At 49.6% G+C, this 13,858-nt stretch carries 14 protein-coding genes; 4 read left to right on the forward strand and 10 right to left on the reverse strand.

The genetic code is table 11. From position 1 onward, the window contains the following. Window positions 1-29: 29 nt before the first annotated feature. The 8 genes from QNN86_RS07360 to QNN86_RS07395 all read right to left on the reverse strand — a co-directional run bounded on the left by QNN86_RS07360 (window position 30) and on the right by QNN86_RS07395 (window position 8,776). Window positions 30-1,388, reverse strand: a complete 1,359-nt coding sequence (locus tag QNN86_RS07360; RefSeq protein ID WP_414210860.1) for an MFS transporter — start codon at window positions 1,386-1,388, stop codon at window positions 30-32. Between the two features lie 144 nt (window positions 1,389-1,532). Then, window positions 1,533-2,291: a DeoR/GlpR family DNA-binding transcription regulator gene (locus tag QNN86_RS07365; protein ID WP_096757301.1), complete on the reverse strand. Its 759-nt coding sequence runs from the start codon at window positions 2,289-2,291 to the stop codon at window positions 1,533-1,535. A 134-nt stretch (window positions 2,292-2,425) separates the two neighbouring features. After that, a complete protein-coding gene (locus tag QNN86_RS07370) occupies window positions 2,426-3,409 on the reverse strand; it encodes an aldo/keto reductase (RefSeq protein ID WP_414210861.1) in 984 nt (327 codons plus the stop codon). 9 nt (window positions 3,410-3,418) lie between these two features. Next, window positions 3,419-4,366, reverse strand: a complete 948-nt coding sequence (locus tag QNN86_RS07375; protein ID WP_182269956.1) for a carbohydrate kinase family protein — start codon at window positions 4,364-4,366, stop codon at window positions 3,419-3,421. A 4-nt stretch (window positions 4,367-4,370) separates the two neighbouring features. Further along, window positions 4,371-5,207: a ketose-bisphosphate aldolase gene (locus QNN86_RS07380; protein ID WP_181619258.1), complete on the reverse strand. Its 837-nt coding sequence runs from the start codon at window positions 5,205-5,207 to the stop codon at window positions 4,371-4,373. A 24-nt stretch (window positions 5,208-5,231) separates the two neighbouring features. Next, window positions 5,232-6,275, reverse strand: a complete 1,044-nt coding sequence (locus QNN86_RS07385; RefSeq protein WP_414210862.1) for an NAD(P)-dependent alcohol dehydrogenase — start codon at window positions 6,273-6,275, stop codon at window positions 5,232-5,234. Window positions 6,276-6,292: 17 nt separating this feature from the next. Continuing rightward, window positions 6,293-7,672 (reverse strand): MFS transporter, encoded by a 1,380-nt coding sequence (locus QNN86_RS07390; RefSeq protein ID WP_181619256.1) that lies wholly within the window; start codon window positions 7,670-7,672, stop codon window positions 6,293-6,295. A 27-nt stretch (window positions 7,673-7,699) separates the two neighbouring features. Further along, window positions 7,700-8,776, reverse strand: a complete 1,077-nt coding sequence (locus QNN86_RS07395) for a zinc-binding dehydrogenase (protein ID WP_414210863.1) — start codon at window positions 8,774-8,776, stop codon at window positions 7,700-7,702. A gap of 297 nt (window positions 8,777-9,073) precedes the next feature. Here QNN86_RS07395 and QNN86_RS07400 point away from each other — a divergent pair, with 297 nt between their 5' ends. Both QNN86_RS07400 and yajD read left to right on the forward strand, forming a co-directional pair. Continuing rightward, on the forward strand, window positions 9,074-10,327 hold the full coding sequence (locus QNN86_RS07400) for a glycoside hydrolase family 18 protein (RefSeq protein ID WP_182269959.1): 1,254 nt from the start codon (window positions 9,074-9,076) through the stop codon (window positions 10,325-10,327). A gap of 93 nt (window positions 10,328-10,420) precedes the next feature. Beyond that, on the forward strand, window positions 10,421-10,765 hold the full coding sequence (yajD, locus tag QNN86_RS07405) for an HNH nuclease YajD (RefSeq protein WP_003030690.1): 345 nt from the start codon (window positions 10,421-10,423) through the stop codon (window positions 10,763-10,765). Window positions 10,766-10,826: 61 nt separating this feature from the next. Here yajD and QNN86_RS07410 read toward each other — a convergent pair whose 3' ends face one another. Both QNN86_RS07410 and msrB read right to left on the reverse strand, forming a co-directional pair. Beyond that, window positions 10,827-11,102 carry a YeaC family protein gene (locus QNN86_RS07410; RefSeq protein ID WP_115258693.1) on the reverse strand — a complete coding sequence of 92 codons (276 nt, stop codon included), beginning with the start codon at window positions 11,100-11,102 and terminating at the stop codon, window positions 10,827-10,829. 41 nt (window positions 11,103-11,143) lie between these two features. Then, entirely contained in the window at window positions 11,144-11,557 is a 414-nt protein-coding gene (gene msrB, locus QNN86_RS07415) for a peptide-methionine (R)-S-oxide reductase MsrB (protein WP_181619253.1), read from the reverse strand. A 341-nt stretch (window positions 11,558-11,898) separates the two neighbouring features. Here msrB and gapA point away from each other — a divergent pair, with 341 nt between their 5' ends. Further along, entirely contained in the window at window positions 11,899-12,894 is a 996-nt protein-coding gene (gapA, locus tag QNN86_RS07420; RefSeq protein WP_096757311.1) for a glyceraldehyde-3-phosphate dehydrogenase, read from the forward strand. Between the two features lie 76 nt (window positions 12,895-12,970). Further along, complete coding sequence (locus QNN86_RS07425; RefSeq protein WP_181619252.1) at window positions 12,971-13,855, forward strand: D-hexose-6-phosphate mutarotase; 885 nt, start codon at window positions 12,971-12,973, stop codon at window positions 13,853-13,855. Window positions 13,856-13,858 lie beyond the last annotated feature (3 nt).

The following is a 13,858-nucleotide window of genomic DNA, read 5'->3' on the forward strand; positions in this document are numbered from 1 at the left end:
GCCTGATGGTACCGCCATCAGGCAAGTAATCACCCCAAAGTCGAAATATCTTCCAGTGAAACCAGACGGGTTTCAATACCAAAACAAAACAGGATCAGCGCACATACCACCAGAATGATACCGAGGACGATAAACACGGTAACAGAGTCATATTGCGTCAGTAATACGGCAACGCCATAAGGTGTAAAGACGGCGACGATTCGACCCACGGCATTGACAAAACCTGAACCACGTAATCTGAGATGCGTTGGCCACAGTTCCGGGACATATACCGCGGAGGCAAAACAGACATACATATATAAAAAGAAAATCATGACCAGACCACAGCTTAGAATCGCCCACTCCTGCGTTTGAATCGAATAAAAATAACCCAAAAGTGCAATAATAATTAACAGCAACGAACCAAAGAGGCGTCGTGGAAAGTGATCGATAATCAATGCCGCGATAAAAATACCTACCGGTGCGCCAATCATAATAATCGCAGTCATCAGAATGGACTTCGTCACAGCAATACCCGAGTTAACAAAAATAGTCGGGATCCATACGGTTATGGTATACAGCGAGATATTCATCGCAATCAATACCGTAATAGCTACCAGCGTTCGACGCAGCATCTGTCCTTTGAATAACAGCCAGAATGACCCGTCTACGGCGCGGCGTTCGCTCTTTCTCTTCGGTATTGGACACAATGGTAATGTGATTTGCTTTTCTGTTTCTACCTGCAACTCAACATCGAGTAAATGCTTCTCCGCCATGTCCTGCTGACCTTTACCTGCCAGCCACCGGGGAGACTCAATAAAGTATTTTCCAGAAATATACCAGGCCAGCAGCATTCCCACGCCTCCGACTAAAAACATCGCTCGCCAGCTTAAGTATGAGATGACAACCACACCAACCGCCGCCGACAGCATCGGCGACCAGTTGCCAACAAAAGACAGCCGCGCAGACCATTTTCCGCGTACCACCGGCGGAATAAACTCAGTGAATGAGGCATAGCCCACCATAATCAGCGCCCCCATGCCGGTTCCCATCAGGCCTCGAAAGAAGATCAACCAGTACATGTTGGGAACAAAAGATGCGGCGATTGCAGAAATGCCAACAATCAATAGATTGATACGAAATGCATTACGGCGACCAAAATAATCACCAATAAATCCACCACTCAGCGATCCGATGAAATAACCAAACATCAGCGCAGACGTAAACGCTGCATTGAGATAATTATTTGACCAACCGTTACTAACCAACTTTGCCAGGACCACGTTACCGGAATAACTAAGAAACCCGGTCAGTAATAAACCAAAACTTATGATACCAAAAATACGAAAATGAAATCGCGAGAAAGGTAAGCGATCTAATCTTGCACCGATATATTCATATTGTTCCATCTGGATGCCTCAAATGCAGCAAAATATAAAATAATAAATTATGGCAACGCGCGGCAGAGTTAACTTTGCCGCATTTACCATCATCATTTTATTGGGCATTATCCGGATGCAAACTAAAACGCTACCGATATCACAATCCCGTTATTAGTATACGAGCTGGATATTATTTTCCTTGCAAAAGGAAATCCATTCTGCACCCGGTGCTTTATCTGTTATTATGTAATTAATATGACTAAGATCTACCAACTGAACAAATGCTTTACGATCGAACTTTGAGTGGTCAACCAACAGTGCTACTTCAGCAGCCTGACGAATCATGGTTTTCTTGATCTCTGCTTCAGCTTCGTTTGAATCAAGCGCACCGTTAGCGATATCCAGTCCTTTACAGCTCATCACCATGATATCAACGTGATATCGGCTGATGATCTCTTTGGTAATACGCCCCTGTAGTGACAGCGTATTTTTGTTTAATTCTCCCCCCGTCGAAACCACATTAATTTCAGACTGTGCCAGTTCATGAAAGGCTTCCGCCGAGTTGGTTAATAATGTGAGGTCATTACGTTCCTTCAGAAGCTTTAATAACTCCATTGCAGTACTGCTGGAGTCAGCCGCCATAGTGGTCTTATTTTTAATAAACGGCAGTGCGTTGCGAGCGACCTTCTGCTTTTCTTCATAGAATGATTTAGCTCGCTTGTAAAAATGAATGTTATCAGACAGCGCGGCCGTATTTAATACAGCACCACCATACGTACGGGTCAGAAAACCTTCATCTTCAAGCTTTTCAAGATCGCGGCGAATCGTTTCTTCTGTAACCTGAAAAATAGCGCTCAGATTAGATACCGTTACTTTCTTGTCGTTGGCTACCCTTTGCTTGATAGCCTGAATTCTGTCTTTTGCCGCCACGATTACACCTCTGTTTCCTTCAACATCATGATAAGTTACCAGTATCTCACAGGCTATGTTTATTTTCAAAACAACATGTCTGAATCACAGATTTTATGGTCTTTTACACAGAAACAGAGGCGTTTTCTATTTACCTATTTATTATTCAATGCTTCTGCCATTTCTCGCATCAATAGAGAATCCGAATCGGTTAACGCGATAGCCAGGGCTTCGACGTTTTCACGTACCTGCTCTGGTGCCGTCGCTCCGCTTAACAGGGTAATTAAGTCGCTTTGTTTTAAAATCCACGCCAGCGCCAGCGCCGGGATCGAGCAGCGATATTTATCGCACAGCGGCTGCCACTGCTCGAGCATATCAATCACGCGCAGCATGTTTTCTCGCTGGAACCAGACTTTGTTGGCCCGCGCACCGCCAGGGACATAATCCCGCGTGATGGTTCCGGTCAACAACCCCTGCTCAAGCGGTGAGTAGACCTGCACGATGATGCCATTCTGCTGGCATAGCGGCAGCAGTTCAGCTTCCAGCGCCCGATCAAGGATGCTGTACTTGGCCTGAATGATATCCAGCTCACCGTGCTTGAGATACTCCTTGATATGCCCGGCATCCACATTCGCCGCGCCAATCGAGCGGATTTTCCCCTCTTTCTTGAGCGCGTTAAGTGTATCCATGGTTTCCGTAATGGGCGTAAAGCAAGGCTCTACCGACTGCCAGTGGGTCATATAAATATCAATGCTGTCGATACCGAGCCGTTGCAGGCTGGCGTCCACCTCTTCGCGAATCGACTCAGGCGTAAGGTTTTTATACAGCTGGCGGTCGCCCACTTTGTTAAACAAGCTGCCTTGCCGCTCCCAGACAATGCCGCATTTGGTTTCAACAACGATCTCGCTGCGCGGCAGCTTTTTCAGCGCCTGACCAACAATGGCTTCACTATTACCGAAGTTGTAGCCCGGCGCGGTATCAATCAGATTAATGCCGCAACGGTGCGCTTCAAGAATGGTGTCGATACACACCTGCAAATCAAGATCGCCATTCCATGCCGGACCGCCGCCGATGGCCCAGGTGCCCAGCCCCATGCGGGAGAGCGTAATATCCGTACTGCCTAAAGGAATCATTTTCATCTGCCGCTATTACCCTTCGTATTCGTCGAGAAGTTGTTCAACCAGCTTTCTATTTTTCACGCCCGTCGTGGCACCCACGCTGAGTACCGATATCGCCGCCGTCGCGTTGGCAAACAGCGCGCAGTCGCGAAGCGGTTTGCCTTCAAGCAGCGCGGAGATAAACCCCGAAGCGAAATTATCGCCCGCGCCGATGGTGTCGATGGCCGTAATTCCCGACACCGCCGGGACCTCCATTTTCATATCAGCACGCTTAATAAAGCAGCCTCTCTTGCCGGTCTTAATGACTACCGTTTTCACACCGCAGCTCAGGAAACTGTCGGCGATTTCATCCAGCGTCTCTTTCCCGGTGAGCAGTTTCGCCTCGTCGAAATTGGGAAACAGATAATCCACGTAGCTCAGCGCTTCGCGAATATCATCCAGCGTTTCATTAAGCCGTGGCTTAATCATGTCTGCGCAGATAATGAGCTTATGCGCTTTCGCCTGAGTGAAAATAGCCGTTAACGCTTTGCCGTCCAGCAAGGGACTATTAAAGATGCTTGCCAGCGACAGCAGCTTTGCCTGCGAGAAACGGTCAAAATCAACATCATTAATATTCAGTTTCCACAGGCTGCCGTTGCGATTGGTGACAAAGGTGCGTTCACCATCGGCTGTGACTAAACCCACGTTAATGGAGGTATCAATATCCGCATCCTGTTTCAGACTCTGAATATCAATATTCTCCCGACGGCAGTGGTCAATAATAAAATAGCCTGCTGCGTCATCCCCCACCCGACTGATTAACGCGGTGCGATGACCGAGACGGGAAATAATCGTCGCTTCATTAATCGCGTCTCCCCCGGTGGTCATGGCAATACGTTCTAACGGATAAGAATCTACATCAAAGATATTTTTACTCACCGGCTGCAAGGGAATATCAACAATCGCCGCCCCTATACAAATAACCTCGACTCTATCCATATTGTCATTCCGCTTTACCGTCTGAACCAAACAGTTTGATTTTCTCCAGCGCGCGCTCTTTTACCGCTTTACGTACTTCACGTTCGACGTGCAGGAACGGCTGGTCCTGATTCTCCTGCACCGCGACCATTGCGGCCTGGCACAGTTCAGTGTGGATATTGATTTTCGAAATGCCTAATGAAATGGCTTTCTTAATATCCGCATCGCTGATGCCGGAAGCGCCGTGCAGCACCAGCGGCACAGATACCGCCTGACGTACGCGTTTAACCACATCAAAGTTCAGTTTCGGTTCGGAGGTATAGACGCCGTGCTGGTTACCAATCGCTACCGCCAGCGAGTCGCAGCCGGTACGTTCAACGAACTCAGCCGCCTGGCTTGGGTCGGTGTAGTGATAGCCTGCCAGCGCTTCTTCGTAGACCGTTTCATTACCCACGTGCCCCAGCTCGGCTTCGACCGGAATACCCAGCGGGTGAAAGAAATCGACCGCCTCTTTGGTCAGGCGAATATTTTCTTCGAAATCAAAAGCGGAAGCATCGCGCATCAGCGAATTCATGCCGTGGGTCCAGGCGTTATGGATAATCTCCATGCTGCGCCCGTGATCCCAGTGGGTAATCACCGGTACCGTCGCCTTTTTCGCCATGGAAACCATCATATGCGAAAAATCTTCAAACGAGGTATTACCGACAAACCCGGTGCCGAATGAGATAATGACCGGCGATTTTGCCTCTTCCGCCGCATCAATTACCCCCATTAACATTTCCGCATTCCACACGTTAAAGTGGGCAATAGCGTAATGTTTATCCTGAGCATCATTTTCCCAATATTTAATATCTGCTAGCATGGTTATTTCTCCCTTTTCAATTAATTAATGGTTAACTTTAATAACGCCTTTAATAATGTCGCGTTTGTTATTAACGGATTCATCAAACGCGCGCTGAACATCTGCATAATCGTAAATATGCGTCACCATCGACTTCACATCGAAACGACCGGAGGAGATGGCCTCAATGGTGACCGGATAGCGGTTGGCATAGCGGAAAACGGTCTGAATCGAGACTTCACGGTTAATTTTGAGGAAATTAATCGCCGAATCACCGGGTACCGTGCCGACAATCATGATTTTGCCGCCGCGCATCACCAGATACGGGGCCTGCTTGACGGTGATCGCCGAGCCTGCGGTTTCAAAAACAATGTCGGCCCCCATATCGCCAGAGAACTGCAGGCAGCGGACAACCGTGTCCTCTTTAGCTCCGTTGATGACGGTCGTCGCCCCAAGCTGCTCGGCCATAGCCAGGCGTTTTTCCAGCACATCAACGACGGCAATATCGGTTGCGCCCAGGCATTTACAGGCTTGCAGAGTCATTAAGCCGATACAGCCCGCCCCCAGAATAACGATTTTCTTACCTGGTTTAACATCCGTCAGCATCGCGGCATGCATCCCTACCGCTGCAGGCTCTACCAGCGCCCCTTCCAGGGTGTCCATATTATCGGGCAGCTTGTAGGTGAAGCTCTCCGGGTGACACAGATAGTGGGTTAGCGCACCGCGATAATTTGGCTGGGTAGCCATAAAATCAACGTCCGGGCAGATGTTGTATTTACCTTCCAGACAATAACGACAGTGACCGCACGGCACGCCAGGCTCGATATTGACCCGGTCGCCGGGTTTGAATTTGGATACGCGGTTCCCTACCGCCACCACGGTACCCGCGCATTCATGCCCGAGGCCAATTTCCTGGTTGGGGTCTTTTGGCGGAATAAAAGGACCCGATTCGAAACCATGAACATCTGAGCCACAAATACCGACGTATTCAATTTTAATCAGCACTTCATGCTCTTTCGGTATCGGCATATCGGCGGTGATAATCTTCATCGTGCCGGGCGTTTTTAATATTGCTTTTGAATTTTGCATTTTCTTTCCCATCAATATTATTTGCTGGTAGCTGCATCAATACCGAGACTTTCGACAGAGACGCCTTTGGTTTCAATTCCGATAGTAGCAATGGCGATGGCGACAATAATGGATACCGCCCCCAGCAGCACAAATACCCCCGTCACACCGTAACCGTTAAGCAGTACGGCTACCGCGTAAGGTGCGGCGATACCGCTGATGCGCCCTACCGCATTTGCCAGTCCGGAGCCACGCAGTTTTGCTTCGGTCGGCCATATTTCCGGAACATACACCGCCGAAGCGTAGCAAACATACATATACACAAACGTAATCAGGAAGAAGCCAATTAACGTAATTAGCAGCATGCTGGTTTGCAGCGAGTAGATATACCCCAGCACAGCAATTAAAACTAATAACCCCACACCCATGGTCTTTCTGGGAATTTTATCCATCACCAGCATGGCGATAAATATTCCAAACGGCGCACCGAACATACTCATGGTATTTAAAACAATGGAATCTTTCAGGTTAATACCCTGAGTCATAAATATCGTCGGTAGCCAGTTAATTAAGGTGTACTGCACGACATTCATGGCAATCAGAACGAAGGAACCTAAAATAACGCGCTTGAGTAATACGCCGGTTAATAGAGCCGAATATGGGACAGAGCGTGGGGGCTTGCCGTCATCTTCTATCACTACCGGCGGCAGCGGTTTACCCGTCTGCTGAACCACGCCCTCCTCTATTGCCCGCATCACTTTTTCGGCTTCCGCGTAACGTCCACGAGACTCCAGCCAGCGAGGCGACTCGGGGAACCAGCGCCAGGCAATAGCGGTTGCAATCAGCGACAGCACCGCCGGGATCAGCAGTTGCACGCGCCAGTTCCATTCAGCACTGATTAACGGCGTCAGCCCCATTGCAATCAGCGAGCACAGCGGATAAGACCAGTTACCGATAAACGAGACCCTACTGGACCAGGTACCGCGATTTCTGCCAGGCATATATTCGGTGAACCCGGCAAATAAGGTCACCAGAAGCGCGCCTAATCCCACCCCCATGACAAAACGGCAGGCGATCAGGAAGGTCATATTTGGCGAAAACGCCCCCACGACCATGGCAATAATATGAATCGTTTCATACAGGATAAAGGCATTTTTGCGCCCGGTTTTATCCCCGATAATTCCCCCGGCAAGCGCGCCAAGAAACATACCCGCCGTGGTAATTGCAGAAAACGTAGCAGTGGTGGAATTATCGGTCCAGCCCAGTTCTTTTAACTGCGCGAGAATTAATCCGCCGACGGCATTACTCCAGCACACCAGTAATCCAAAGGCGACCATGGCAAACATCGATGAGTGCCAGCGACAGTCAGGCAGCCTGTCCAGCCTGGCGCCACAGTGCGGTTTTGCTATTTGTTCCATCCGGGAACCTTCCTTTAATAAATGGAGTTATTCATCAAAGTCGTAAGTCATGATCACTTTAATCGCGGTTTTATCGACCATGGCGTCAAAGCCTTCGCGCCATTGTGAGAGGCCAATACGGTGAGTGATCATCGGTTTAACGTTGATCGCGCCGCTGGCCAGCAGGCGGATGGCGTTGCGCCAGGACGTGGAGTCATAGGCCATATGACCAATGATGCTTTTGTTCCACGCGGTGATGTCGTTGATGGAGAAATCGAGAGGTTTAAAACCCATACCTACGCGGACGACTTCACCGTTTGGACGCAGCATTTCGATCGATTGTTTGAGGGCGATATTGGCACCGGAGCATTCGATGACCAGCCCCAGATTGTCTTTCCCGCAGATTTCCTGGCAGCGCGCGACCACATCTTCGGTCGAACCGTTGACTACCGCCGTCGCGCCCAGCTCTTTGGCGATTGGGAAACGCACCGCAACGTCCTCTTCCAGCCCGACCATCACGATATTGACGGCCCCCATAATGCGCGCCATCTGGACCGAGAAGAGGCCTAATGGACCGGTACCGAAGACCACCACATCCTGACCGGGAAGGAATTTTGATTGCTGAGCGATAGATTTATAAGCGTTGCAGATAGGGTCCAGCACCGCAGCTTCTTCATAATCAACACCCTGCGGGATTTCCCACAGCGCGTGACGGTGAATTTTGAGGATCTCACCCGGTACCAGACAGTATTTTGAAAATCCACCGCCCCAGGTATTGTTATCCAGACCCAAATTCACTTTTTCTGTACAACACAGAAAATCACCTTGTTCACAGGCCGGACAAACGCCGCAGACGTGTCCGCTGTTGTCAGAAACCACCCGCTGGCCAACTTTCCAGTCCTTAACCTTTTCCCCCACCCGCACAATGTTGCCGGCAAATTCGTGACCGCGAACGGAATTGAACTGATCGGAACCGCTGTCAACGTTGTAGTGTTTCATATCCGCACCGCAGATAGCCGCCGCTTTGATTTCAATCACTACGTCATCCGGGCCACATACTGGTTCCGGCACGTCAATCATCTTATAGCCGCCAAAGGCCTTACCAAATCTTGCCAGTGCTTTCATTGCATCTTCCTTTGTGTTTAGTTTTGCATCAGTGGAACCAATACTTAACCACGCCATCTTTAAGGTCAACACAAAATCTTTAAAACACAGATAATGATCTGCATTTCACAACTCAGATCACAAATAAAAGTGAACATATCCCAAATTTCAAAGGACCATGGAAGCCGCTTCGCTAAACATGCCGTGAACCCCTTCGCATTTTTCCTTTTTGTAAACTGCTAGTCTGCGAGAGCTGTTTTTTTCGCCACGCCATTATCGTGGCGTGTTTGCTTGTTTAAATGTCAAAGAGGAACACCGATGAAACTTTTGCCTTTGTTGGCAGCATTACCCCTGCTCTGCGCGAGCGTTGTGTCCGCTAATACCTTGATGTCTGTCGGTTACTTTAACGGCGGTGGCGATGTTACTGCCGGTCCCGGTGGCGATATTGATAAACTGGACGTCCGCCAGATTACCCATCTCAATTACTCCTTTGGTCTGGTCTACAACAATGAAAAAGACGAAACCAACGACGCATTAAAAGATGCCAGCAAGCTGCATCAGATTTGGCTGTCGCCGAAAGTGCAGGCTGATTTGCAGAAGATCCCCACATTGCGTAAGCAAAACCCTAACCTGAAAGTGCTGCTTTCTGTGGGTGGCTGGGGCGCGCGCGGATTCTCAGGTGCGGCGGCAACCAAAGAAACGCGAGCAGTGTTTATTCGGTCCGTACAGGAGATTGTGAAGAAATACGGCCTGGATGGTATCGATCTCGACTGGGAGTATCCGGTAAATGGTGCATGGGGGCTGGTCGAAAGCCAACCCGCCGATCGGGATAACTTTACCGCACTGCTGAAAGAACTGCGTAGCGCAATGGGCCAGCAAAAACTGGTCACCATTGCCGTGGGCGCAAACGCAGATAGCCCGAAAAGCTGGGTGGATGTGAAAGCGATTGCTCCGTCGCTCGATTACATCAACCTGATGACCTACGACATGGCGTACGGCACCCAGTACTTCAACTCCAACCTGTATGACTCGACGCAGTGGCCAACGGTGGCGGCGGCGGATAAATACAGCGCCGATTTTGTGGTTAATAACTATCTTGCCGCAGGATTAAAACCGAGCCAGATGAACCTGGGAATTGGTTTCTATGGCCGGGTGCCTAAACGCGCCGTCGAGCCAGGGATTGACTGGAGCAAACCCGATGCGCAGAAAAATCCGGTCACCCAGCCCTACTTCAGCGCCCAGCAAATTGAACTGTTCAAATCACTGGGCGTGGATCTGACCAAAGATACCTATTTGAAATACAACGACATTGTGGCGAAGCTCATCAACGATCCGCAAAAACGCTTTACCCAGCACTGGGATGATGAAGCGAAAGTGCCATGGCTGTCGGTGCAGTCGGCTGACGGCAAAGCGCTGTTTGCCCTTTCTTACGAGAACCCACGTTCGGTGGCTATCAAAGCGGACTACATCAAGAGCAAGGGGTTAGGCGGGGCCATGTTCTGGGAGTATGGCGCGGACGATAAAAACCAGTTGGCTAAACAACTGGCTGAGTCGTTAGGGATTAAACACTGATCCCCACGTCGTGCACAATAGGTTATGATTATCGCCATCTGCTGCGCCTGACGTTGGCGCAGCTTTTCATATTCTACAGGAGCACGAGGTTTTATGGCTTTTATCCCTAAAAATTACGCCCGTCTGGAAGTCGGATACCGGGAAAAGGCGCTTAAACTGTTCCCCTGGGTCTGCGGGCGCTGTTCGCGCGAGTTCGTGTATTCCAACCTGCGCGAGCTGACGGTACACCATATCGATCATGACCATTCCAATAACCCGGAAGATGGCAGCAACTGGGAGATGTTATGCCTGTATTGCCACGATCATGAGCACTCGAAATACACCGAAGTGGATCAGTATGGTTCTACCGTGGTAGCGGGCGAAGATGCGCAGAAAGACGTCGGCGAGGCGAAATACAACCCGTTTGCCGACCTTAAGGCGATGATGAACAAGAAGTAAGACTTTGCAGGTCCGTTACGGTAAGCCGTGCCGGACCTGCGAATTCATGTTGTTTCCACAATCAGGATTTGAACGTCGCAATCGGCTCAGGCGTTATCCCAAATTCAACTTTCAGCTGCTGCTTACTCTTCATGACCATCTCACCGTTGGTGTCGATAGTCATATGCTGCGCATCGATATTGTTACGCGCCTGCCATAACATCACCAGTTGCATGCTGTTCTCTTTTTGTTCTGCCGTCAGCGCGACGCCATCCGGCCATTTTCCCAGCTCAACGGCCGTCGATAAGCGCTGATAAACTTCCGGCGTCATGCTGTTAATCATCTCATCAAGATTCATCTTAAACCCACTCCCGTAGAATAATTTGCTGAATCGTTTCTTCAGCCTTTAATCTGCTCACCGTTTTCATCGTCGGTAAAGTTCAAAGACGCTGAGTTGACGCAGTAGCGTTCACCGGTAGGTTTTGGACCATCCGGGAAGACATGTCCCAGGTGCGCATCACAGTTGCCGCAACGAATTTCAATGCGCTGCATGCCATGTGACGTATCCTTAATGTAACGAATCGCCTCTTCACTGACAGGCTCGTAAAAGCTAGGCCAGCCGCAGCCAGAATCATATTTTGTATCAGAACGAAACAGCGGTTTGTCACAGATCAAGCAGTGATAAATACCGTCCCGCTTGTTATGCAGCAAACGCCCGGTAAATGGCGGTTCTGTCCCATGATTTTGTGTCACGTAGAACTGCATTTCGGATAAATTTTTCTTTAGGTCTTCTGGAGAAGGTTGATTAGCCATTTGCTCACATCTCACTTTATCTAAACTCACATTGCGAGACAGATTCTAACAAAACATTAACACCGCAGGGCGAACTTTTGTTCTAAACTTGATCATTGCGAAATGGCAGCCTATAAATCGTGATAGCAATCACGTTTTTATCTTGATTGCCCTTTAAAATTCGGGCCGCCGCCCCCATGTGGTTTCAAGCCCAAAGGAAGAGTGAGGCGAGTCAGTTGCGCAAAGCTTAGGCAGCAGATTGATTTGTCGCAATGATTGACACGATTCCGCTTGACGCTGCGTAAGGTTTTTGTAATTTTACAGGCAACCTTTTATTCACTAACAAATAGCTGGTGGAATATATGACTATCAAAGTAGGTATCAACGGTTTTGGCCGTATCGGTCGCATTGTTTTCCGTGCTGCTCAAGAACGTTCTGACATCGAGATCGTTGCAATCAACGACCTGTTAGACGCTGACTACATGGCTTACATGCTGAAATATGACTCCACTCACGGCCGTTTCAACGGTACCGTTGAAGTGAAAGACGGTCATCTGATCGTAAACGGTAAAAAAATCCGTGTTACCGCTGAACGTGATCCGGCTAACCTGAAATGGGACGAAGTTGGTGTTGACGTAGTTGCTGAAGCTACTGGCCTGTTCCTGACAGACGAAACCGCTCGTAAGCACATCACTGCTGGCGCGAAAAAAGTGGTTCTGACTGGCCCGTCCAAAGACAACACTCCGATGTTTGTTAAAGGCGCTAACTTTGACAAATACGAAGGTCAGGACATCGTTTCTAACGCTTCCTGCACCACTAACTGCCTGGCTCCGCTGGCTAAAGTTATCAACGACAACTTCGGTATTATCGAAGGTCTGATGACTACCGTTCACGCGACCACCGCGACTCAGAAAACCGTTGATGGCCCGTCTCACAAAGACTGGCGCGGCGGTCGTGGCGCAGCACAGAACATCATCCCGTCCTCTACCGGTGCTGCTAAAGCAGTAGGTAAAGTACTGCCAGAACTGAATGGCAAACTGACTGGTATGGCGTTCCGCGTTCCTACTCCGAACGTATCCGTTGTTGACCTGACCGTTCGTCTGGAAAAAGCTGCTTCTTACGAAGAAATTAAGAAAGCAATCAAAGCTGCTTCCGAAGGCCCGATGAAAGGCGTTCTGGGTTACACCGAAGACGACGTTGTATCTACCGATTTCAACGGTGAAGTTTGCACTTCCGTGTTCGATGCTAAAGCAGGTATCGCACTGAACGACAACTTCGTGAAACTGGTCTCCTGGTACGACAACGAAACCGGCTACTCAAACAAAGTTCTGGATCTGATTGCTCACATCTCCAAATAAGTTGAGATGAAAATCTGATCCAAAAAGGCGACCTCGGTCGCCTTTTTTTATGCTTTTCAACATCAAGGATTGCATCATGATTAATAAAATTTTTGCACTTCCGATAATCGAACAAATTTCCCCTGTCCTCTCCCGTCGTCAGTTGGATGAACTGGAGGTCGTGGTGGTCGATCACCCGCAGGTTAAAGCCTCTTTCGCCCTACAGGGCGCGCATCTTCTGTCATGGAAACCGACCGGCGAAGATGAGGTCCTGTGGTTAAGCAACAATACGCCGTTTAAAACGGGCGTAGCGCTGCGTGGTGGCGTCCCTATTTGCTGGCCATGGTTTGGCCCGGCGGCACAGCCAGGGCTTCCCTCGCACGGTTTTGCCCGTAATCTGCCGTGGACGCTGAAAGCGCACAACGAAGATGACAACGGTGTGGTTCTGACGTTTGAACTGCAAAGCAGTGCTGAAACGCGTCAGCTTTGGCCGCATGAGTTTACGCTGTTAGCGCGTTTCAAAGTGAGCGCTACCTGTGAAATTGAACTGGAAGCCCACGGTGAGTTCGAAACCACCTCCGCGCTGCACACCTATTTTAACGTTGGTGACATTGCAGCGGTGAAAGTAAGCGGCCTGGGTGACCGCCTGATCGATAAAGTTAACGATGCGAAAGAAGATGTCCTGGCTGACGGTATCCAGACGTTCCCGGACCGCACCGACCGCGTGTATCTGAACCCGGAAGCGTGCAGCGTCATCCATGACGATTCACTGAACCGCAACATCGACGTCGTACACCATCACCATCTGAACGTTGTCGGCTGGAACCCAGGGCCGGCCCTGTCTGTCAGCATGGGTGACATGCCGGACGACGGGTACAAAACATTTGTCTGCGTAGAAACCGCTTACGCGACCGCACCGCAGAAAACCACCGCTGAGAAACCTTCTCGCCTGGCACAAACAATTCGTGTTGCTAAGCGCTAAGAT

The sequence above is a fragment of the Citrobacter sp. C348 genome (assembly GCF_047467975.1).
In the GTDB taxonomy this organism is placed as follows: Bacteria; Pseudomonadota; Gammaproteobacteria; order Enterobacterales; family Enterobacteriaceae; genus Citrobacter; species Citrobacter gillenii.

Coding starts and splice junctions, on each gene's coding strand:
- QNN86_RS07360 (WP_414210860.1), bottom strand. CDS start 1,388: ATGGAACAATATGAATATATCGGTGCAAGATTAGATCGCTTACCTTTC.
- QNN86_RS07370 (WP_414210861.1), bottom strand. CDS start 3,409: ATGAAAATGATTCCTTTAGGCAGTACGGATATTACGCTCTCCCGCATG.
- QNN86_RS07375 (WP_182269956.1), bottom strand. CDS start 4,366: ATGGATAGAGTCGAGGTTATTTGTATAGGGGCGGCGATTGTTGATATT.
- QNN86_RS07380 (WP_181619258.1), bottom strand. CDS start 5,207: ATGCTAGCAGATATTAAATATTGGGAAAATGATGCTCAGGATAAACAT.
- QNN86_RS07385 (WP_414210862.1), bottom strand. CDS start 6,275: ATGCAAAATTCAAAAGCAATATTAAAAACGCCCGGCACGATGAAGATT.
- QNN86_RS07390 (WP_181619256.1), bottom strand. CDS start 7,672: ATGGAACAAATAGCAAAACCGCACTGTGGCGCCAGGCTGGACAGGCTG.
- QNN86_RS07395 (WP_414210863.1), bottom strand. CDS start 8,776: ATGAAAGCACTGGCAAGATTTGGTAAGGCCTTTGGCGGCTATAAGATG.
- QNN86_RS07400 (WP_182269959.1), top strand. CDS start 9,074: ATGAAACTTTTGCCTTTGTTGGCAGCATTACCCCTGCTCTGCGCGAGC.
- yajD (WP_003030690.1), top strand. CDS start 10,421: ATGGCTTTTATCCCTAAAAATTACGCCCGTCTGGAAGTCGGATACCGG.
- QNN86_RS07410 (WP_115258693.1), bottom strand. CDS start 11,102: ATGAATCTTGATGAGATGATTAACAGCATGACGCCGGAAGTTTATCAG.
- msrB (WP_181619253.1), bottom strand. CDS start 11,557: ATGGCTAATCAACCTTCTCCAGAAGACCTAAAGAAAAATTTATCCGAA.
- gapA (WP_096757311.1), top strand. CDS start 11,899: ATGACTATCAAAGTAGGTATCAACGGTTTTGGCCGTATCGGTCGCATT.
- QNN86_RS07425 (WP_181619252.1), top strand. CDS start 12,971: ATGATTAATAAAATTTTTGCACTTCCGATAATCGAACAAATTTCCCCT.